We start from the raw sequence: 21,784 nt of genomic DNA, 5'->3' as shown, positions 1-21,784 counted from the left end.
TTCTCCCCTGATTAATGACGGTATGGCGAGCTGTAGCAGCCCTGCACTTTACGGGGTGCCGGGGGTGTGACCGGCTCCGCGACAGGCGGCGTTTTCTCCGCCTGGGGCCGGATAACCTCGTCGATGGCTTCAGTGGTGCGGAACGTCGCCGAGCACTCAATATTGGTGCACTGGTGATAGCGCTGTTTGACGTTCTCCGACAGATAGCGGGAGGTGCGGGCATGCGCCGACTTTTTGCAGAACGGACAGTGCATCATGGCAGCAACCCCCGCGCTTTCAGGTCAGCCTCGCGCTGACGCATTTTCTCCTGCCAGACCTTACGCTCGCCGGGCGTGCTGGCGGCGTCGTGGTCCATATGCGCAAGCGCGACGGCCGGGAAGCCGGTCAGGGAGAGCACCGGCTCATCGGCTGGCGTGACGGAGAAGGCGCTCACTTTCCTGGTCAGGAAGGTCACCACCTGATGCATGACCTCTTTCTCCGGCTCGATGTACCCCTGATGGCCGATGGTGTTGGCGAGCGGGTTTGCCATCACATCCGCTTTCAGCACCATCGCCCGGACCAGTGGCCCGAGGGTGTCATTCAGCGCGCGGTCGAGTTCTTCCTTCGCATATTCAGACAGTACAGCATGATGCGCCTGGCGGAATGCACGCGCGGTGCTGTTGCAGGCGACTTTTAACTGGTCACGCTCAAAGGCCAGCACTTCGGTCAGATTGTCACATTCCTGCGCCAGCTCCCGGCGGGCCACGCGTTCGATATGGCCGCTTTTCAGCTCATCGGTCAGCATGGCACCCCCGGCACGGAAAGCGGCGCGCCATGTGCGGGTGTCGCTGCCGTTGTCCTGCTCCAGCTCTGCTTTCTGCTCCTCCGCGCGGGTAATGGCCGTCAGGGTGTCCTCCATCCGGCGGGCCTGTTCAAGATGTGCCGTTCTGGCTGCGGCCAGTCGCTCCAGCGCCGGTTTCAGGTAATCAGGAATAAAGGGGGTGTCGGTCATGGCAGATTTCCTCGTGGTTTCAACTTGAGGTGATTCTGCCGGGGCACACACAACAACACGACCTGTTACAGTTGTGGCAGTTCTGGCACAAACAGGACTTTAAAACCCGGCTTGCCAGAGAAAGGTCTCAGGAAAAGCCTACTCACCGTTTGTTTTTTTACTATTAACTATTCACCACTGTTCACCATAAGATAAAATATAAGTAATACAGTAAGATAAAGGGTGAACAGTTGAGGGATTGACTGTTCACCCACTGTTCACCACTGTTCACCTTTCTGTTTTTACGATGCTCTGCTTGCTTAGATTTTTTAGAGATTAAAAAATAAATTTATATAGATAAAAGTAATCATCGGTTTGCCAAAGAATTATCAGGGATTGCCAACGATTGTCAGGGATTGCCACTGTTTGCCATTTGCTTGTTAACAGTTTGTTGTGTGGTATTTCGCTGCAAAATGACTTGTTGCCCTCGGGGAAAATATTCACAAAATAGAGAGCTACCCGAGGCCGGACGGACACGACCGGCACTGTATGGACTTTATGAGGTAGCCCGATGCACACCGCTTTTTCTTCCCCGTCTTCTGCCCTTGCCGCGCCGCTGATGCCGGTCTCTGACACCGTTCAGGAACGCTTTATTCGTCTGCCCGAAGTGATGCATCTGTGCGGGCTGTCCCGCTCCACGATTTACGACCTCATCAGCCGGGAGGCTTTCCCGAAACAAATCTCGCTTGGCGGAAAAAACGTGGCGTGGGCGCAGTCGGAAATCACCGGGTGGATGGCAGACCGTATCGCCGAACGCAACCGGGGCTATGACGCATGATGATGCCCGTTCTGCAAAAAGCCCCTTTTTCTGGCTTGCTTCCCTTCGCCGTTTCCAGGTATAGTTTTGCCGCTGTCGCAAAATCGGCAGCCGGGCGTGAGAACCCGAGTTACTTCAAGGCGACACCAGACGCGCCATGCGTCTTTTTTTGTGTCTATGCCTATGTGCACCTGTTGTTTACGCATCGGTTCTTAAGCCGTTGCTGTATCTGCGTAATGGTGGCTCAGGCGGGGCAGCCTTCGGGCTGGCCGGTTCCCTTGAAGGCCGGTTTCTCACCCCCGTCTGGGCTACCACCCGAGCGTGAGAACTCCGGTGGTGGCGATAACCGCTACTTCAAGGAGGTTGCCCCTATGGCTACGACCCTCACCCCGTCACACCCGCAGTTTGTCTTTGTGTTTGCCGCCGTTCGCCGCGCAGACCGTCAACCCCGTATCTGTATGCTCCGCGCCGTCGCCGGGGATGAACACGCCGCACGCCTTTCCCTCGTCCGCGATTACGTCCTCTCGTTTGCCGGTCGTCTGCCGGTGGCGGAGGTGCGCGCATGAAACAGCCCGCTATCACCGTCAAAGACCTCGAATGCCTGGAGCACCTGCGTAATGTCGGCCAGTTCGTCGGCGAGCTGATGCAGGTGCAGGACTGCACCTCGCTGCGTCGTGACCCGACTCAGCAGTTACAGCTCACCTCCGTGATTTACCTGATGACCGCCCAGCTCGACGGCGTGGTCGAGCGCTGTAATCACCGCTGGTTCACCGGGGAGGGCAACGTATGAAAACGCCTCTGCCGCCCGTATTGCGTGCCGCCCTGTATCGCCGCGCCGTGGCCTGTGCCTGGCTGACCCTGTGCGAACGTCAGCACCGCTATCCTCACCTCACCCTCGACGCGCTGGAAAGCGCCATCGCTGCCGAGCTGGAGGGGTTCTACCTGCGCCAGCACGGCGAGGAAAAAGGCCGTCTGATTGCCTGTGCATTACTGGAAGATTTGATGCAGGCCGGGCCGCTGAAAGCCGCCCCGTCGCTGTCCTTCCTCGGGCTCGCCGTGATGGATGAGCTCTGCGCCCGCCATATCACATCGCCTGTACTGCACTGAGGGAGAAAACCATGAAAATGAACGTAACGGACACCGTAAAACAGGCGTGCGGCCACTGGCCGCGCATTCTCCCGGCGCTGGGAATGAAGGTGATAAAAAACCGCCATCAGGCCTGCCCGGTGTGTGGCGGCGCTGACCGGTTCCGCTTTGACGATAAAGAGGGGCGCGGCACATGGTTCTGTAACCAGTGCGGCGCCGGTGACGGCCTGAAACTGGTTGAGAAGGTGTTCGGCATATCGGCATCCGAGGCTGCCGGGAAGGTGAACGCCGTCACCGGGAATCTGCCGCCGGTGGCCCCGGAGGTGATTGCAGCCGCAGACGCCGGAACGGAGGCCGACCGTAAAGCAGCGGCCGCGCTGGCCGTCAGACTGCTGGAGAAAACGCGCCCGGCCACCGGCAACGCCTACCTGACCCGCAAGGGCTTTGCCGGTCGTGAGTGTCTGACGCTGACCACGTCGCACAAAACCGGCGGCGTGGCCTACCGCGCCGGTGATGTGGTGGTGCCGCTGTATGACGGGACTGGCGCGCTGGTTAACCTCCAGCTTATTAATGCTGAGGGGCTCAAGCGCACCCTGAAGGGCGGGCAGGTCAAAGGGGCATGCCATCTCATCGACGGGCAGAAACAGGCCGGGAAACGCCTGTGGATAGCGGAGGGTTATGCGACCGCCCTTACCGTGCATCACCTGACCGGCGAAACCGTCATGGTGGCGCTGTCGTCCGTGAACCTTCTTTCTCTGGCGAGCCTGGCCCGCAGCAAGCACCCGGCCTGTCAGATTATCCTCGCCGCTGACCGTGACCTGAACGGCACCGGCCAGAACAAAGCCACCGCAGCCGCTCAGGCCTGTGAGGGCATTGTCGCCCTGCCGCCGGTATTTGGTGACTGGAATGATGCGATGATGCTGAAGGGGGAGGACGCCACAAGGAAAGCCATTTATGCCGTCATCCGGCCAGCGGCACAAAGCCCCTTCGACACCATGAGCGAGGCGGAATTTACCGCCATGGGCGCCAGTGATAAGGCGGTGCGGGTGCATGAGCATTACGGCGAAGCGCTGGCCGTGGATGCCAACGGCCAGCTTCTGTCCCGGTATGAAAACGGCATCTGGAAGGTGATAACGCCGTCTGATTTTGCCCGCGATGTGGCCGGGCTGTTCCAGCGCCTGCGCGCCCCGTTCTCATCGGGGAGAATTGCGTCGGTGGTGGAAACCCTGAAACTGATTATTCCCCAGCAGGAGGCACCGGCACGCCGTCTGATTGGTTTTCGCAACGGGGTACTCGATACCCAAAGCGGCCTGTTCAGCCCGCACAGCAAATCGCACTGGCTGCGCACCCTGTGCGACGTGGATTTTACACCGCCGGTGGAGGGCGAAACGCTGGAAACCCATGCGCCTAACTTCTGGCGCTGGCTCGACCGGGCGGCCAGTGGCAACCCGACAAAACGTAACGTGATTCTGGCCGCGCTGTTTATGGTGCTGGCGAACCGCTATGACTGGCAGCTCTTTCTCGAAGTCACCGGGCCGGGCGGCAGCGGGAAAAGTATTCTCGCCGAAATCGCCACGATGCTGGCCGGAGAGGATAACGCCACGTCAGCGGACATCGACACGCTGGAAGACCCGCGCAAGCGTGCCTCCCTGATAGGCTTCTCACTTATTCGTCTGCCAGACCAGGAGAAATGGAGCGGTGACGGTGCCGGACTTAAGGCCATTACCGGCGGCGATGCGGTCTCCGTTGACCCGAAATACCAGAATCCCTACTCGACGCACATTCCGGCGGTGATTCTGGCCGTGAACAATAACCCGATGCGCTTCACCGACCGCAGCGGCGGCGTGTCACGCCGCCGGGTGATTATCCACTTCCCGGAGCAGATAGCCCCGGAGGAGCGCGACCCGCAGCTCAGGGATAAAATCGCCCGCGAGCTGGCCGTGATTGTCCGCCAGTTAATGCAGCAGTTCAGCGACCCGATGAGCGCCCGCGCTCTGCTCCAGTCGCAGCAGAACTCCGACGAGGCTCTCAGCATCAAGCGCGATGCTGACCCGACGTTTGATTTTTGCGGCTATCTGGAAGCCCTGCCGGAGCCTGAGGGGATGTATATTGGCAATGCCAACATCATTCCCCGTCAGCCGCGCCTGTATCTGTATCATGCCTATCTGGCGTATATGGAAGCCCACGGCTACAGGAATACACTCAGCCTCACCATGTTCGGTAAGGGGCTGCCAGCCATGTTGAAAGAGTACGGGCTGAGTTATGAGAAGCGCCGAAAAAATCAGGGCATACAAACCAATCTCGCGCTAAGAGAGGAAAGCAACGCCGACTGGCTGCCGAAATGTGATGAACCCATAGCGAAATAACCTACTCTGACCGGCAATCGCCGGTCTTTTTTTGCACTCTCAGTCCAGACATTATGCACAATTTAAGATACAGCTCTGAGTGAGAATTGATTCAATGTAATGAAACAATCATATGATTGCATAGCAATGAAGGAAGTCGCTATACTTCATTTATCACGGTTAATTTTCCCAGATTAATAGAACTTACTGGCGGTTATTAATGATAAATCTCAATCATCAAGGAAACGCAACGGGACTATACACAGGCAGCTCCGATGAAAAAGATGCAAGTTATCTCCTTTCTTATTTGGATGATGTTTTAACCCCAGCATCTGAAGAGTTTTTCACAATACTAAACAACAATACACTGAAGCTACATCATGTATTTTCATTTAACGCAATCTTGGCCCATGTTGTTGATTACATGTTATTTATTGCAAATAAGAAAACTGAAATAACCAGAGCTAATTTTATTAAAAGCTTCGATGAACGATATGAAGTGGATGGGAGTAAGCACATTAGCAATAAGTTTTCTCTTTTGGATGCGATTAACAACTCATTCAAGCATGTTGAACTGGATAAAAAAAGATATAAGGGACTTATAGAAAAATATGGAGATTTATCTTTTCACAGTCTTAAAGCTGATAATGGTAAGGTTTTCTTTGAAATGCCACTATACAAATTTGATTATGCGAGGGTAGTCCTTAGACCTATATCAAATATTTTCAACTGCCAGTTAAGAAATATTAGTGACATTGACGACTTCATAAATGGAAGAATTTATGGCAGTAGTGGTTATGGACATTTCGACTACGATTATGAACCCTGGGATGCCATTGATAGGATGATAGATTACTGTAATGCTGAATGCATGGACTGCGGCGAAAGTGACAGCAATTGTGATTGTCAAAATTTCATTTATGAAAGTAAAAATGGCCAATTTAATCCAGATACAGATCCAAGATTCAACTTCGACGATGTGATGTCTAACATTAGTGGAACAAGAGAATGGCGAAAATGACCGCAAGTCCTTAAGGATTCGTATGGTAATCCTCTGTGAGCCAGTAAAATGAACAGTAAAGTGTTCACTGTTCACCAACCATTCACCACGTAATATCATGAATTTTATAAATAAAAATGCACAGTGAACAGTGTGAACAGTTTTTCTAAAAAAAAGTTTTTTCTTGATGTGATCTATCCAAAAACAGGTTCTCTTAATCACAGGAAGCGCTGCAACAAATCGCCATTGGTATACGCTTAGGTATACCAAAGAAAGCTGAATTGGTTAAAGCCAACTAATAACATATAGTTACGTGAATTATTCAGACTCCGCCAGCCCACCAAAATTCTCCATCGGTGATTACCAGAGTCATCCGATGAAGTCCTAAGAGCCCGCACGGCGCAAGCCCTGCGGGCTTTTTTGTGCCCTCAATTTGTCCCGCAAAGTCCGAAGAGAGCTAATTAAATCCGAACCTTTTAGGCCCATTGATAGGCCTAACGAAAAGCTCTATTATTTTCGTTGGGCTTAACGCATGGAGACCCCCATGGCAAGAAAAACCAAGCCGTTAACCGATACGGAAATCAAAGCCGCCAAACCTAAAGATACCGATTACCAGCAGTATGATGATGACGGAGTGACAGCCTCAGAGATGCAAATAGCCAGGTAGTAATTTGCCAAGAAATCAGCCATTAGACCTTGAACGCCGCTTCTGGCGTTCAAGGTCTAATGTCTTGCGTACCATGAGTTAGATGCTACGCCCTTCAACGACGGAACATTTTTCTCTTACCCTAACAATTAACACATCCATGCAGACAGGCCGCACTTCTTACCGGAATTGCGGCCTGTCTGCATTTATGCCGTAAACCACAAAGGAGTATTCATAATAAAATTAGCCAGCCCCTGCGGGCGGATTAACCAAATTCGCCGCGACCGTCCACTGACAAACGAAGAGCTGATGACCCATGTACCCAGTGTATTAAACTAGTCAAATATGGTTCAAAAATTACCTGTAGATATTTGTATGGGTAATCATAAAAACTCATCGGCACTCAGTACGTCTGGCAAAAAAAGAGGAGGCATCGGCCTCCTCCTCCTGATCAAACCAGCGCGAAACCGCAGGCCTGTATCTGCATGATATTATTTAGTAACTATGCATTGAGCGACTGTGTTTTTCGCCCCGTTTTCCAGTAACGATAAATAGGCCTGGGTGATTTGCCCGACAAACTCTGCTACATGCGGCAATTCTTTGCCAAAAATAGCCTCAATGCCAAGGAGTGCTTTCACGCGAGCTTCGCCTTGCTCACTGCGGGATACCGCCTCTCTAAGCACAGGAAGCAGTGGGTCGCTAACGTCAATACTGTTTCCTCGTTCATCTACGCCGCCGACATAGCGCATCCAGCCCGCAATGCCCATCGCCAGCAGATCGAAACGACTGTGGTGCGCCAGGTGCCAGCGAACGGAATCCAGCATACGCTGCGGAAGTTTCTGGCTACCATCCATCGCGATCTGCCAGGTACGGTGACGCAGCCCCGTGTTGCTGTAGCGCTCAATCAGCAGATCAGCATAGCGTGTCAAATCGACGCCTTTAACGTTCAGCGTTGGAGCCTGCTCGTTCAACATCAGCGCGTGTGCGGCAAGGCGGAAGTTCTCATCATCCATGCATTCATTGATGTGCTGATAGCCCGCCAGATAGCCCAGGTACGCCAGGAAAGAGTGGCTACCGTTCAGCATGCGCAGCTTCATCTCTTCAAATGGAAGCACGTCGGAAACCAATTCGGCGCCTGCTTTTTCCCACTCCGGGCGGCCTGCCACAAAGTTATCTTCAATTACCCACTGGCGGAAAGGTTCACAGGCTACGCCTGCCGGATCGCGCACGCCGGTGATCTGTTCAATCTTGTCCAGCGTATCCGGGGTAATGGCCGGTACGATACGATCTACCATCGTGGAAGGGAATGTCACGTTTTGTTCAATCCAGGCCGCCAGCTCCGCATCAAGCGCGCGGGCATAAGTACCAATAACGTTACGTGTGACGTGCCCGTTTTCCGGCATATTGTCGCAGGACATGACGGTAAAGGGTGGCAGACCGGCCGCTTTACGGCGCGCCAGGGCTTCCACAATGACACCCGGTGCGGATTTTGGCTGATGCGGGTTTTGCAGATCGGCGCTAATAAACGGGTGATCCAGCATTAACTGACCCGTAGCGGGCGAATGACAATAGCCTTTTTCGGTGATCGTCATTGAGACAATGGCTACCTGCGGCTCGCACATGGCTGCCAGCACCGTCTCCAGACCGTCCACCTGCGCATGAAGCGCACGTTTAACCACGCCAACCACGCGGGCAGTCCAGGCGTCTGCCGACATTTCTGCAACCGTGAAGAGATGATGCTGGTTATTCAGATCGGCAATCTGCTGCTCGCCACCAATCAGATTAACTTCGGTGTAGCCCCAGTCACTGCCATGTTCCGCAGCCAGAATATCGGCGTAAACCGCCTGATGTGCGCGATGAAAAGCGCCAAATCCCAGATGAACGATACGCGAAACCAGTTTGTCGCGATCCCAGGCTGGAACGGTGGCGTTTGCCGTTAAAAGCGTATTTTGCATGTTCTACTCGCTAAATAAAAAGAGGGTCGACAGCAGGCGGATTACGATCTGCTGCCGATGAGGGTTATTCGTTTAACACGGAGCCTGGGTTATTCGACTTTACGTGCTGAGCCGGTGCCGGATTCCACAGTTCGTCATAGGAATAACCGGTAAGATCTTCCACCACATGTCGGGCCTCTGGCGTCACATTTTGCTTATGGCCATTTGCTTTGAGGCGCTCAATTTCATCGACAAAAATCTTGTGCGTGCGCTTGTTCAGATGGAAGGTCAGCGCCTGCCACAGGGCGATCATCAGCAGCGCGGCAGTGCCCACGAATAGCAGCATGGCGATGGTGTCGATGGCTTCCTGCGGCTGAACCTGGCTCCCTTTCACGAAACCGCCACTTTGCAGAAGCAGGCCCACCGCAAAGGTAGCAATCGCGACCGTTGTCTTACGAGAGAAGGTCATTACCGCAGCAAACAGCCCTTCGCGACGCTGACGCGTAATCATTTCGTCGATATCCGGGATAAACGGGAATACGTTCCACGGGGTAAACTCCAGGACGCAGCGACCTACCTGATAGATCCCGGCGAGGATCACCAGCAGCATCACCTTATTGTCTGTCGGGAACTGATAGACCAGGAAGAACCCGCCGAGACACAGCATCATCAGAGTGTAAGCGAAGACATAAAGACGGGACGGGCCGTATTTAATGATCGCCATCCCTGCCGCCAGTGTGACCGGCAGCCCGACAATACTCATCGACAGCAGCGTACCCGCCAGTGAGGAGGAAACATTCAGGCAGTAGACGCAGAAAAATACGAAAACGGTGTTGTAAACGTCCTTGGCGGTAAAGGAGAAAAGATAGATTGCCAGGTGTTTACGGAACGCGCGAACCTTCAGCGTTGAGGCATACTCCTTAAACAGATTGCCAAAGGCGGCCAGTTTCTCAGCGGTAGTTTTTACCTGTGGCTCTTGCTCAATCTCCGCCAGCATTTCCGGCGTTAGCTCACGTTCCCAGGTCACTTTCCAGGAGATAAATACGCAGACGGTGAACATCACGGCAAACACCACACCGTTGATCAGATAAGCATCGGCATTGTTTTCGCCCAGCCAGCCAATCAACAGGCCCGGAATAAAGGTCGCAAGGAACGTTCCGGACGCCGACAGGAACATGCGGCAGGTGGACAGTTTAGTTCGCTCGTTGAAGTCTTTGGTCATCTCGGAAGGCAGCGTTTCCCACGGGATCAGTACCATTGCGGCGATAACCTCAAAGGCCAGATAAACCGCAAGATAGAACCAAAAATTCATCCCGTTCAGCCACAGCATGATGTAAACCAGCATCAGCGGTGCACCGATCAACAGGAAGAAGCGGCGACGACCAAATTTCTTACCCAGTTTATTTTTATAGAAATGATCCGTAAAGCTGCCCATAAACAGGCTGACGATAGCATCGACAATACGGGCGATAGCGACGATTGAAGCGGCTTCAATCGGTGACAGACCCACAAATGTGGTGTAGTAAAAAAGCAGCCATGCACCGATAACGGTAAAGGCTCCGCCACCCATAATATCTGTCAGACCGTAGCCGATACTGACAGGAATGGTGACTTTTCTCTTTTTAAGCGACATGGTTTATCCCTGTATCAGGCCTGAGCAAAACGGAAATAACGACGTGCGTTGTCTACACAGATGCCACGGATCATCGTGGCAAGGATCTCTTCGTCATTCGGGACTTCGCCTTTTTCTACCCAACCGCCAAGCAGATCGCAGAGGATCCGGCGGAAGTAATCGTGACGGGTATAGGATACGAAGCTGCGGGAATCGGTGAGCATGCCAATAAAGTTGGCCAGTAAACCCTGATCGGCCAGCGCGTTAAGCTGGTTGACCATGCCGCGACGGGTATCGTTAAACCACCAGCCGGAACCAAATTGCAGCGGGGATTTCACGCCCTCTTCACCACTCTGGAAATTGGCGATGGTAGACGCAACCACATCGTTGTAGGTGGCGTTAAGGTTATAGAGGATGGTTTTTGGCAAACCGTCGGTTTCAGACATGGCGTTGAGCAGGGCATTCAGGCTTTCCGCAAGATGCGTCTGATCGCCAATTGAATCAAAACCGCAGTTGATGCCCACCTTGTGGAACATTGCTGTGTTGTTGTTGCGGATCGCACCAAAGTGAATCTGCATCGCCCAGTCACGCTGCTTATACATCCTGGCGAGGGCAACAAAAATAAGGCTATCCCACGCCTGGAGTTCATCTTCGGCCAGCGCTTCACCGGCCAGTCGGCGTTGGAATAGTACAGCCTGCGCGGTTGCATCAATGTGGCAATAACGTACCGCCAGCGGCCCGTGATCGGAAATACGGCAGCCTGCGCTGTGGAAGAAATCGATGCGTGATTCCAGAGCTGCCAGGAACTGTTCCAGCGACACGATCGGCGTTTCGGTTTTTTGAGCCAGTCGTGAGACAAAGGTCAGGAAGCGCTCCGGATCTGTATCGAACAGTTCATCCGGGCGGAAGGTTGGCAAAACGAGGGTGGAAAAGTCATGGTTTGCTGCCAGTTGCAGATGGAAGTGCAGATCGTCGAGCGGGCCATCGGTGGTGCACAGCGCTTCAACATTTGAACGACGGATTAATGCTTGAGGTAAAAAATCACTCCCGTGTAATTGTTCATTACAACGCTGCATAATTTCACGCCAGTTTTTGCTATTTAGCGTGTCGTCGATATCAAAGTAATGTTTAAGCTCGAGATGGGTCCAGTGGTAGAGCGGGTTGCCAAAACTGGCTTCAACGGTTTGCGCCCAGGCTTCGAATTTTTCTTCTGCACAGGCATCACCGGTAATTTTCCGTTCAGGAATACCATTCGCACGCATCGCACGCCATTTGTAATGATCGCCTTCCAGCCATAGCTGGCTGATATCAGCAAATGGTTTATTTTCCCAGATAGCCTTTGCATCAAGGTGGCAATGATAATCAATAATGGGTAACGTTTTAGCCAGTTCAGAATAGAGTTTTTCACCCGTTATGCTATTGATCATAAAACTATTATTTATTAGCGGCATACATTCTCCACGAAAGCATTTGTCGTAGGCTAAACACCGTCTTGTTGGCAAGAACAGGTCTCTAACGCAGGGTTGATGGCATAAACATTAAACCTCTCCCGGCTCAGCAGTCTACTACCATACAAGTATAAATAAACAAATTGTGACTTGATTCATATTATTTAGATCTTATTTCCATTCGTTAAAACCATCATGAAATGTATTTATTCCGATCATTTCAGTGTGAATTTCATGCCATATTGTTACATAAGGTTCTCCTTATTTACTTAATTCACAAAAAAACAACACATAACGGAAGCTCTATTTCCGGTTTGAGTGTTCCAAGCAGAGCATTACAGAGTGACACGGACAGAGGGCTGAAACTTATTTTTGTAACGGAGGGTTGATCTCAGGAAAATTACTGAATATGCTTTTTGATACTAGTATGGTACTAATTCAAAAAGCGAAAATGCAACGGTAAAGGCGGATGTAAGAATGCAGATGACAATGCGATGGTTTGGGCCAGAGGAAGATAAAATCCCTCTGGAATATATTCGACAGGTGCCTGGAGTGGAAGGTGTGGTAGGTGCTCTGTATGACGTTGCACCTGGAGAAGTCTGGCCGGTTGATAAAATTAAGGCGCTGGTGGAGCAGGCGCATGCTGCGGGCCTGACGATGGAAGTCATTGAAAGCGTCAACATACATGATGACATCAAAATCGGTACTCCAGAGCGTGACCGCTATATTGAAAACTACAAACAAACCATCCGTAATCTGGCCGGTTTTGGCGTAAAAGTTATCTGCTATAACTTCATGCCCGTCTTTGACTGGATGAAAACCGACATGAACTATGTCCTTCCAGATGGTTCATTGACTATGGCTTTCGAAAAGCATGGTATTGATAAAACGCTGGAAGAGGTGGTGAAAGAAGTCCTGGATAATTCTAACGGTTTCGCCTTACCAGGATGGGAACCAGAGCGTCTGGCAAAAGTACAAGAATTATTTTCCCGTTACGGCGGCGTTGATGATGACAAGCTGCGTGAAAATCTGTTTTATTTCCTACGTGAAATTATTCCGGTTTGCGAAGAAGTGGGTGTGAAAATGGCAATCCACCCGGACGATCCACCGTACTCTATTTTTGGGCTACCGCGCGTTGTGAAAAACCATGCCGATCTGGCAATGATTTGCGATGCGGTTGATTCACCCGCCAATGGTATTACTCTATGTACCGGATCGATTGCTGAAGATCCCGATAATAATGTGTATGAGATTCTGGCAGAATTTACCCGTCGTAAGCGTCTCCATTTTGCTCATGTCCGTAATATCAAACTGATTAAGGATAAAGATTTCTACGAATCTGCTCATCCTTCACAGTATGGTTCTCTGGATATGTATCGTGTGATGCAGGCTCTGCATGATAACGGCTTCGACGGCTATATTCGCCCGGATCATGGTCGCTTTATCTGGGGTGAAACCGGGCGTCCGGGCTATGGCCTTTACGACCGCGCATTAGGTGTTACTTATCTGATGGGGTTATGGGAAGCACTGGAAAAGACAAAACAATAATCCCCTGGGCCGGGGAATAATGTTCCCCGGTAATTATATATTCAATAAAATCAATAGATTAAATAACCAACTCCGACTCTACCAGCCCACCAATCGTCTCCATCGGTGATTACCAGAGTCATCCGATGAAAGAGGTCGCTCTCAGCGCCGTCGACGCCCCGACGCAGAAAATGCATAAATTCAGCTTTTCTGAGGCGAACCGGTACTTACTGCGCGTAGGTGTTATTTCACCCTCTGAGCGATGGTTTTTGGCGACACCGGACGGCCGTACTTTTTATAAAGATTGAAGCGTGGTTCCACGTAGATATCGCGGATGGCTACAGAGTTCTGTAACGACGCGCTGCCGCTAAGACGCTACCCCGCGGCATGAACGCGACTGAATCCGAATCGCTTAGACGTAGCCGCGAACCCAATGCCCCTCGCCAGCCCCCCACCCGCTAAAGGCCCACGGTGAAAATGGACTTTACGTGCCCTCCCCGACGGGGATTCCTTCTAAAAAGTCGCCTTATTTGTTATATTGTGCTTATTGATCACTCACCTCTGCGGTGCCAAAAAGAATAATATTCACCGCGACCCAGGAAGATGAAATGCTAGATTACCGCTTCCCGACAGCTTTGCAGATGGTTCTCAGCGTAGCGATGGCGGAGCAGTTGGGTGAACGTTCGACCAGCGCGATCCTCGCCTATGGCCTGGAAGCCAATCCGAGCTTTATCCGTAAACTGATGGTCCCCCTCACGCGCGACGGCATTATCGTCTCGACGCTGGGGCGCAACGGCTCCATCCACCTCGGCCGCCCGGCTGATAAAATCACCCTGCGCGATATCTACGTCTCCGTTATTGAAGACAAAAAGCTGTGGGCTTCGCGTCCTGACGTCCCGGCCCGCTGCGTGGTCAGCGCCAACGCCTGCTGGTACTTCAAGTCCATCGCCGACGAAGCCGAGCAGGCATCGCTGAACGTGCTGGCCCACCATACCGTGGCGAGCGCGCTGGAAAAGGTCAAAAAAGGCGATATCAGCGGCTGCCTGCCGCTGTTCGAAGCAGACGATATCGCCAAAAAAGCGCACTAAATCCGCCGCTCCGGCCCCCTTAAATAGTAAAAAACCGCCTTCACTGAAGGCGGTTTTTTTATGCTCCAAAGGCTGCTCACAGCGTCAGGAGGGCTGAACTTCCTCTGCCGGCTTGCCGCGCGCCACGAACTTACGCAGCGTGACGTAGAACACCGGCGTCAGGAACAGACCGAACAGCGTCACCCCCAGCATCCCGGAGAACACCGTGATCCCGGTGACGCCGCGAACCTCCGCCCCCGCACCGTGGCCCAGAATCAGCGGAATGGTCCCGGCGATAAAGGCAATCGAGGTCATCACAATCGGGCGCAGACGCAGGCGGCAGGCCTCCAGCGCGGCCTCGACGATCCCTTTCCCCTGCATCTCCAGCTCGCGGGCGAACTCGACGATCAGGATGGCGTTCTTACAGGCCAGCCCCATCAGCACCACCAGCCCCACCTGCACGAACACGTTATTATCCCCGCCGGTTAGCCAGACGCCGAACAGCGCCGAGAGCAGGGTCATCGGGACGATCAGGATCACCGCCAGCGGCAGCGTCCAGCTCTCATACAGCGCCGCCAGCACCAGGAACGCCAGCAGCACCGCGACCGGGAAGACGATCATAGCCGTATTGCCCTGAGTGGCCTGCTGGTAGCTGAGATCCGTCCATTCAATATTCATCCCGTTCGGCAGCACCTGCTTAGACATCCCGGCCAGCGTCGTCATCGCCTGCGCGGACGACAGCACGCGGGGATCGGCATCGCCGATCAGGTCCGCCGCCGGGTAGCCGTTGTAGCGGATCACCGGGTCAGGCCCGTAGGTGGTAGTGATATTCACCATGCTGCCAATCGGCACCATCTCGCCCTGGCTGTTGCGGGTGCGCAGATTACCGATATCCTCCACGCTGTCGCGGAACGGCCCGTCGGCCTGGGCCATCACGCGCCAGGTGCGGCCAAACTGGTTGAAATCGTTCACGTAGGACGATCCCAGATAGGTCTGTAGCGTCCCGAACAGGTCGGTCAGCGACACGCCCTGGGCCTTGGCCTTATCGCGATCTACCTGCACATCCAGCTGCGGAACGTTGGCCTGATAGGTGGAGATCGGGAAGTGCATTCCCGGCGTCTGCATAATCGCACCCGACATGGTGTTAACCGCGGTTTGCAGCGCGCCGTAGCCCAGCCCGGCCCGGTCCTGAATATAGAGCGAGTAGCCGGAACCCTGGCCCAGCCCCAGAATCGGCGGCGGCAGGATCGAGAAGCCGAACCCCTGCTGCAGCTGCGCGATCTTCGCGTTAATCTCGGCGTTAATTTCCGCCGCGGTGTGCGTACGCTGATCGAACGGCTTCAGGCCGAAGAAGACCGTCCCGGTGTTCGGCGTATTGGTAAACTGCAGCGCGTTGAGCCCCGGGAACGCCACCGCATAATCCACGCCTTCGGTGTTCATGCCGATTTCGCTCATTTTGCGGATCATCGCATCGGTTCGCGCCAGCGAAGCGCCTTCCGGCATCTTCACGCCGCCAATCAGGTACAGCTTATCCTGGGTCGGAATAAATCCGCCGGGCACGGCTTTAAACATCACGCCGGCGGCGCAAAGCAGCAGGAGATAAACCACGAACACCGAGCCGCGGCGGCCAAGGGTTTTCGCCACCAGCCCCTGATAGCCGTTAGAGCTGCGGTTGAAGAAGCGGTTAAACGGCCGGAACAGCCAGCCGAACAGCCGGTCGATAAGCCGGGTCGGCATATCCTTCGGCGCGCCGTGCGGCTTGAGCAGCAGCGCCGCCAGCGCCGGGGAGAGCGTCAGCGAGTTAATCGCCGAGATCACCGTCGAAATCGCGATGGTCACCGCAAACTGCTTGTAGAACTGCCCGGTTACGCCGGAGAGGAAGGCCATCGGCACGAATACCGCGCACAGCACCAGGGCGATAGCAATAATCGGCCCGGACACCTCGCGCATCGCCTGGTGCGCCGCCTGCAGCGGCGCCAGCCCCTCTTCAATATTACGCTCGACGTTCTCCACCACCACGATGGCGTCATCCACCACGATCCCGATGGCGAGCACCAGCCCGAACAGGCTCAGGGTATTCAGCGAGAAGCCAAGCAGATAGAGAATGCTGAAGGTCCCCACCACCGACACCGGCACGGCAATCAGCGGGATGATCGACGCGCGCCAGGTTTGCAGGAACAGAATCACCACCAGCACCACCAGCACCACCGCTTCCAGCAGGGTTTGCACCACCGCGCGGATGGAGTCGCGCACGAATACCGTTGGGTCGTACGGCGCCGCCCACTTCATATCCTCCGGGAAGCGCGTCGACAGCTCGCTCATCTTGGCGCGCACGGCGTTAGAGAGGTCGATGGCGTTCGCCCCCGGCGACTGGAAGATACCAATCCCGACCGCGTCTTTATTATTCAGCTGCGAGCGCAGGGCGTAGCTGCCGGAGCCCATCTCAACGCGCGCCACGTCGTGCAGGCGCACCACCGATCCGTCCTGGGCCGTTTTGAGGATGATATTGCCGAACTCCTCCTCGGTATGCAGGCGCCCCTGGGCGTTAATCGAGATCAGGAAATCGCTCTCTTTCGGCAGCGGCTCGGCGCCGAGCTGGCCGGCGGAAACCTGCACGTTTTGCTCCTGCATCGCCGCAACGACGTCAGAGGCGGTCAGGCCGCGCGCCGCCACCTTATTAGGGTCCAGCCAGACGCGCATCGCGTACTCGCCGGAGCCAAAAATCTGAATCTGGCCGACGCCCGGCAGGCGCGCCAGCTCATCTTTGACCTTCAGCGTGGCGTAGTTGCGCATATAGAGCGAATCGTACTTGCCATTCGGCGAGAACAGATGCACCACCAGGGTGAGCGTGGGGGACTGCTTCTGGGTGGTGATCCCGAGGCGGCGAACGTCCTCAGGCAGGCGGGCTTCGGCCTGCGATACCCGGTTTTGCACCTGAACCTGCGCCTGGTCGGGATCGGTACCCGGGCGGAAGGTCACGGTGGTCACCAGCACGCCGTCGGAGCCGGCCACGGATTTCATGTACATCATGTTTTCAACGCCGTTGATCGCTTCCTCCAGCGGCGTCGCCACGGTTTCCGCGATAACCTTCGGGTTGGCGCCCGGATACTCCGCGCGCACCTGCACGCTCGGCGGCACGACGTCAGGATATTCGCTGACCGGCAGCAGCGGAATCGCGATCAGCCCGGTGACGAAAATCAAAATCGACAGCACCGCGGCAAAAATCGGCCTGTCGATAAAAAAGCGGGAAAAGTCCATACGACGGATTCTCTGGTAAGGGATCAGTTAAGGGCGGTGCTGGCGGTCATGGCCACGGTTTTCGCGTTAACCGGCATGCCCGGCATAAACACTTTTTGTAAGCCGTCTACGATGACTTTATCGCCGGGGTTGAGCCCCTGCTGCACGATGCGCAGGCCCGCCGCCAGGCGGCCAGGCGTGATATCACGACGCTGCGCTTTACCATCTTTATCAACGATATAAACGTATTTGCGATCCTGATCGGTTAATACCGCCTTGTCGTCAATCAGCATGGCGTTGAACTCGGCGCTGCCCGGCAGGCGCACGCGGGCGAAGAGTCCCGGCGTAAACAGGCGCTGGGCGTTATCCAGCACCGCGCGCATGCGGATCGTGCCGGTACTCGGCGTGAGCTGATTGTCGAGGAAATCCACTTTGCCCTGGTGGGGATAGCCCTCCTCTCCGACCAGGCCAATTTCTACCGGCAGGGCCAGATGGCTGCTGGACGCCCCCTGCCCGCTGCGGGCAAGGTTTTGATAGTGAAGATAGGTTGATTCATCCACGTCAAAGTAGACGTACACCGTCTTCTGCGACACCAGGGTGGTGAGCACGCTGGCGCTGTCGCCCGCGGTAACGAGGTTGCCGCTGGTGATCAGCGCGCGGCTGGCGCGGCCGTCGATAGGCGCGGTCACTTTGGTAAAATCAAGGTTCAGCTGCGCCGCGTCAACCGCCGCCTGCGCCGCCCGCATATCGGCCTGCGCCTGGACGGCGGCCGAGCGCCGCTGCTCCCACTCTTCGCGGGAGACCACGTTGGTGTTCACCAGCTTGTCGGTACGGCCGGCTTCGCTGCGCGCCAGGCTGGCCTGGGTTTTGCTGCGCGAGAGCTCCGCCTGCGCCTGCTCGAGCGCGGCGCGGTAGGTTCTGTCGTCGATGGTGAACAGCACCTCGCCCTTTTTCACTTCCTGGCCGTCGGTGTAGTTCACCTTGTCGATATAGCCGGAGACGCGCGGGCGCAGCTGGACGCTCTCTACCGCTTCGATGCGGCCGTTGAAGCTGTCCCACTGGCTGACGGGCTTAACCACGACGTCGGCGGCGCTGACGGCAGGCGCCTGCGGCGCGGCATTTTGCGCAATGCCGTTATCACATCCGGCAAGCAGCGCCGCGAGCAGCGCCGTCCCCAATAAACGCCGATGAAAGTTAACCCAAGGTTTTTGCAGGCTCATTATTTTTATTCCGCTGGTTGTTGTTGCCGCCGAACAAGACGCCGCGGGGGACGCAGCGCCACTTCCTTTGTTCGGGCTGGCTGAAGGCCATTTGTGTCGCTCATCGCCACAAAATATGTATCAATTACGAGTACACTATCGCGGCGATTGTAGGGAGGCGCTAAATTAAGTGCAAGAATAATTGTTGCACTTTATGTGCTATTCGCCGGAGTGAAGTATGACCATTTGTTAAGGCCCGTTGTTTTTTCTGGCTTTACCGCAACCGCTCGGCGCCGTCAGGGCCGCTTCGCTGCGCCAGCCCGCCCGAAATCCGCCATCGGAGAGGGCCGACGGCATGAGATGAAACCCTAAGAGCCCCACCGCGTATGCCCTGCAGCCATTTTGTACCTGCATTCCTGCGGGACAATTTCCCTGATTCCAGTTAACCTTGTGACCCATTGCAAAAACATCGCACTTACTGAGCAATGTCATGATTTTGACCAGGAGGGAACACGATGACTGTCCCGTATTATCAGTACGAAAAGCGTCTGAAATAAGGTATAAAGCCGCATGAAAATCCCAAACAGAATCCAACCTCTGGTCGATGACGGCCTGATAGACGAAGTGCTTCAGCGGCTGAAAAGCGGTAAAGAAGCCGACGTTTACACTGTTTTATGCGGTGATAAGATCCAGTGCGCCAAAGTCTACAAAGAGGCGGCACAGCGCAGCTTTAAGCAGGCCGTGCAGTATCAGGAAGGGCGTAAGGTCCGCAACTCGCGCAATAACCGCGCGATGCAAAAAGGCTCAAAGTTCGGCCGCAAGCAGCAGGAGGAAACCTGGCAAATGGCCGAGGTCGACGCCCTGTTCCGCCTGGCTAACGCCGGGGTTCGCGTACCTCAGCCCTATATCTGCATTGACGGCGTATTATTGATGGAGCTTATCACTGACGCCGAGGGCGCGGTGGCCCCGCGCCTGAGCGATGTCGCCCTGACGGAAGAGGAAGCCGTTGCCGACTTCGCGACCATGATCCGCAATATCGTGCGCATGCTGTGCGCCGGTCTTGTTCACGGTGATTTGTCGGAGTTCAACGTCCTGCTCGATGCGCAAGGGCCGGTGATTATCGACCTGCCGCAGGCGGTAGATGCCGCGGCAAACAACCACGCGCAGTCCATGTTCGAACGCGACGTGAATAACATCACCGCCTACTACGGCCAGTTCGCCCCGCAGCTCCTGAAGACGCGCTATGCGAAAGAGATCTGGATGCTGTACGAAGACGGAAAATTAACGCCGGAAACGCCGCTAACCGGCCTCTTTGTTGAAGAGGTCCACGCGGTCGATATGGACTCGCTGATGGATGAAATCATCGCCGCGGAAGATGAGTTCTACGACCGCCAGCGCGCCGCCAAAGAACGCGACGACGAATAGTTGTAGGCCTTTGCGCTGCCGCACGGCAGCCCAGGCTAAGGGGCAGACAGGCGCTTAGCCGCGCATCTCCTCGCAGGCGGGCCCGGCAACAGGGTCCGTCTGGCCCTACAATGCCGGCGGCAATCCACCCGCCGCAAAATCCCTGACAACACCGCAGATTAAATACCGCCCCTAAGATACGCCTTCCCTTTCCGCTCCCTGCATACTTTTGAACAGTATAGTAACGCCTGAATGCTGCTTATCTCGCCGAACCTCGCCGCCAACGCGCCTGCCTTGCCCATGATTGCGAAACATTATCCTCATTATAATCAATAGCAATATGCGCATAAGCGTCGTTTAAAGCAAAGTGCGATCGGCGTCAAGGTTATGACATTACGCCTGTTCTATGTTTGTTCATATGTTCAGATACCATTAAAATGTTCACAGCCAATAAAGCGCTTCCTGCACCTGGCGTAACCGCTTAGCCCACACCTTAACCCCCGCTCTTTGAGGAGGCAGTGATATGACAGCAACGACCGAATTGTATCCTTCGGCGCACATCGCCGAACTTTTCTTCCCGCTGGCCGGCGATGAAAACGCCGTTTTACAGGTCATCCACAAAATCGCCGACATCGGCTATTACCGGGGATTTGAAACCGGCATTATCCATCGCCCGGAGATAGCGGCGAACATTCGCCATCTCGCCGAACGGCAGCGCCTGAACGTCACCCAGTGGCTGACCTTCGAACTGCTCAAGGATCATCTCAACCTCAGCAGCCTCGACCCGGAGCTGCGGGAGAAATCCATCCGTCGCGCCTGCGAGCTGGTGCACCTGGCGGCCGAATGCGGCACCAGCAAGCTGTCGCTGGTGAGCGGCGGCGATCCCGGCGACGCGCGCCGGGAAGAGGCTAAAAAGGGGTTTGGCGAAGCGCTGGTACGCATTGGCGAAGTCGTTGGCCAGTATGACAACATGCTTTTACAGGTGGAGCCGCTCGACCGCTTTGCGCATAAATGCCAGCTGATTGGCCCAACGGACGAGACCGTGGAGTGGATGAAAGCGCTGCGCCCCGACTGTCCGAAGCTCTATCTCGCCTGGGACAGCGCCCACGTCTCGCTGAATCAGGAAGATCTGGCGGAATCGCTGACGCTCGCCGCGCCGCTGATTTCGCAGCTGCATCTGGCAAACGCCATCCTCGACCCGCAGGCCGAGGGCTACGGTGATTATCATATGAAGTTTGGCGAACCGGGGTTCCTCACCACCGCGTCAGCGGCGCACATCATCCGCACCGCAATGAGCCTTGCGCTGCCGAAGGAGCTCGGCCCTATCTCCCTTGCCGTCGAAATGCGCACCACCGAGCAGGACGACCTGTGGGATAACGAACGCCAGTGCCGCGAGTTTCTGCAGAGCGCCTGGCGCGAGGCGCAGCGCTGATAGCGACGCCTGAATAGCAATACCTGAATAGCAACACCTGAATAGCAAAGGGGCCATAAA

At 54.9% G+C, this 21,784-nt stretch carries 17 protein-coding genes and 2 pseudogenes; 12 read left to right on the top strand and 7 right to left on the bottom strand.

The window, feature by feature from the left end; all coding sequences use genetic code 11:
* Positions 1 to 11: 11 nt before the first annotated feature.
* Positions 12 to 257 (bottom strand): ogr/Delta-like zinc finger family protein, encoded by a 246-nt coding sequence (locus tag MMW58_RS06785; protein WP_241722971.1) that lies wholly within the window; start codon positions 255 to 257, stop codon positions 12 to 14.
* Positions 254 to 991: a hypothetical protein gene (locus MMW58_RS06780; protein WP_064143419.1), complete on the bottom strand. Its 738-nt coding sequence runs from the start codon at positions 989 to 991 to the stop codon at positions 254 to 256. The genes MMW58_RS06785 and MMW58_RS06780 overlap by 4 nt, the downstream gene beginning before the upstream one ends.
* Positions 992 to 1,541: 550 nt before the next feature.
* On the opposite strand from MMW58_RS06780, the gene MMW58_RS06775 reads away from it, so the two are divergent.
* The 8 genes and pseudogenes from MMW58_RS06775 to MMW58_RS06740 all read left to right on the top strand — a co-directional run.
* Positions 1,542 to 1,808, top strand: coding sequence for a helix-turn-helix transcriptional regulator (locus MMW58_RS06775; RefSeq protein WP_064143418.1), 267 nt, complete (start codon positions 1,542 to 1,544; stop codon positions 1,806 to 1,808).
* A complete protein-coding gene (locus MMW58_RS06770) occupies positions 1,805 to 2,353 on the top strand; it encodes a host cell division inhibitor Icd-like protein (RefSeq protein WP_241722970.1) in 549 nt (182 codons plus the stop codon). The genes MMW58_RS06775 and MMW58_RS06770 overlap by 4 nt, the downstream gene beginning before the upstream one ends.
* Complete coding sequence (locus tag MMW58_RS06765) at positions 2,350 to 2,577, top strand: hypothetical protein (protein WP_004098168.1); 228 nt, start codon at positions 2,350 to 2,352, stop codon at positions 2,575 to 2,577. The genes MMW58_RS06770 and MMW58_RS06765 overlap by 4 nt, the downstream gene beginning before the upstream one ends.
* On the top strand, positions 2,574 to 2,894 hold the full coding sequence (locus tag MMW58_RS06760) for a DUF5375 domain-containing protein (RefSeq protein ID WP_004185276.1): 321 nt from the start codon (positions 2,574 to 2,576) through the stop codon (positions 2,892 to 2,894). The genes MMW58_RS06765 and MMW58_RS06760 overlap by 4 nt, the downstream gene beginning before the upstream one ends.
* Positions 2,895 to 2,905: 11 nt before the next feature.
* Positions 2,906 to 5,239 (top strand): primase-helicase zinc-binding domain-containing protein, encoded by a 2,334-nt coding sequence (locus tag MMW58_RS06755; protein ID WP_241722969.1) that lies wholly within the window; start codon positions 2,906 to 2,908, stop codon positions 5,237 to 5,239.
* Positions 5,240 to 5,438: 199 nt separating this feature from the next.
* Entirely contained in the window at positions 5,439 to 6,239 is an 801-nt protein-coding gene (locus MMW58_RS06750) for a hypothetical protein (protein ID WP_064150707.1), read from the top strand.
* Between the two features lie 523 nt (positions 6,240 to 6,762).
* Positions 6,763 to 6,858, top strand: a pseudogene (locus MMW58_RS06745) (integrase arm-type DNA-binding domain-containing protein); the annotation flags it as partial.
* Positions 6,859 to 7,101: 243 nt separating this feature from the next.
* Positions 7,102 to 7,194, top strand: a pseudogene (locus MMW58_RS06740) (DUF932 domain-containing protein); the annotation flags it as partial.
* Between the two features lie 161 nt (positions 7,195 to 7,355).
* Here the strand turns inward: MMW58_RS06740 and MMW58_RS06735 are convergent.
* The 3 genes from MMW58_RS06735 to uxaC form a co-directional block, all read right to left on the bottom strand.
* Positions 7,356 to 8,819 (bottom strand): mannitol dehydrogenase family protein, encoded by a 1,464-nt coding sequence (locus tag MMW58_RS06735; protein ID WP_241722968.1) that lies wholly within the window; start codon positions 8,817 to 8,819, stop codon positions 7,356 to 7,358.
* 64 nt (positions 8,820 to 8,883) lie between these two features.
* Positions 8,884 to 10,431: an MFS transporter gene (locus MMW58_RS06730; RefSeq protein ID WP_241722967.1), complete on the bottom strand. Its 1,548-nt coding sequence runs from the start codon at positions 10,429 to 10,431 to the stop codon at positions 8,884 to 8,886.
* Between the two features lie 14 nt (positions 10,432 to 10,445).
* On the bottom strand, positions 10,446 to 11,861 hold the full coding sequence (gene uxaC, locus MMW58_RS06725; protein ID WP_241722966.1) for a glucuronate isomerase: 1,416 nt from the start codon (positions 11,859 to 11,861) through the stop codon (positions 10,446 to 10,448).
* A 474-nt stretch (positions 11,862 to 12,335) separates the two neighbouring features.
* Between uxaC and uxuA the strand changes: the two genes are divergently transcribed.
* Both uxuA and MMW58_RS06715 read left to right on the top strand, forming a co-directional pair.
* Positions 12,336 to 13,406 carry a mannonate dehydratase gene (gene uxuA, locus MMW58_RS06720; protein ID WP_241722965.1) on the top strand — a complete coding sequence of 357 codons (1,071 nt, stop codon included), beginning with the start codon at positions 12,336 to 12,338 and terminating at the stop codon, positions 13,404 to 13,406.
* A 587-nt stretch (positions 13,407 to 13,993) separates the two neighbouring features.
* On the top strand, positions 13,994 to 14,473 hold the full coding sequence (locus MMW58_RS06715) for an RrF2 family transcriptional regulator (protein WP_241722964.1): 480 nt from the start codon (positions 13,994 to 13,996) through the stop codon (positions 14,471 to 14,473).
* A gap of 84 nt (positions 14,474 to 14,557) precedes the next feature.
* Here MMW58_RS06715 and oqxB read toward each other — a convergent pair whose 3' ends face one another.
* On the bottom strand, positions 14,558 to 17,710 hold the full coding sequence (gene oqxB, locus MMW58_RS06710) for a multidrug efflux RND transporter permease subunit OqxB (protein WP_133601465.1): 3,153 nt from the start codon (positions 17,708 to 17,710) through the stop codon (positions 14,558 to 14,560).
* Positions 17,711 to 17,733: 23 nt separating this feature from the next.
* Positions 17,734 to 18,909: an efflux RND transporter periplasmic adaptor subunit gene (locus MMW58_RS06705; protein ID WP_095098194.1), complete on the bottom strand. Its 1,176-nt coding sequence runs from the start codon at positions 18,907 to 18,909 to the stop codon at positions 17,734 to 17,736.
* Positions 18,910 to 19,458: 549 nt separating this feature from the next.
* On the opposite strand from MMW58_RS06705, the gene MMW58_RS06700 reads away from it, so the two are divergent.
* Together MMW58_RS06700 and MMW58_RS06695 are read left to right on the top strand one after the other, a co-directional pair.
* The gene (locus MMW58_RS06700; protein ID WP_045857838.1) at positions 19,459 to 20,313 is read left to right on the top strand and encodes a PA4780 family RIO1-like protein kinase; all 855 of its coding nucleotides are present in this window, start codon (positions 19,459 to 19,461) and stop codon (positions 20,311 to 20,313) included.
* A gap of 502 nt (positions 20,314 to 20,815) precedes the next feature.
* A complete protein-coding gene (locus tag MMW58_RS06695; protein WP_133601466.1) occupies positions 20,816 to 21,724 on the top strand; it encodes a sugar phosphate isomerase/epimerase family protein in 909 nt (302 codons plus the stop codon).
* The last annotated feature ends 60 nt before the right edge of the window (positions 21,725 to 21,784 follow it).

Source organism: Klebsiella sp. HC6 (assembly GCF_022605325.1).
Lineage (GTDB): Bacteria > Pseudomonadota > Gammaproteobacteria > Enterobacterales > Enterobacteriaceae > Klebsiella > Klebsiella terrigena.
The sequence above is the reverse complement of the archived record's forward strand: the minus strand, read 5'-3'. Positions and strand labels throughout refer to the sequence as shown.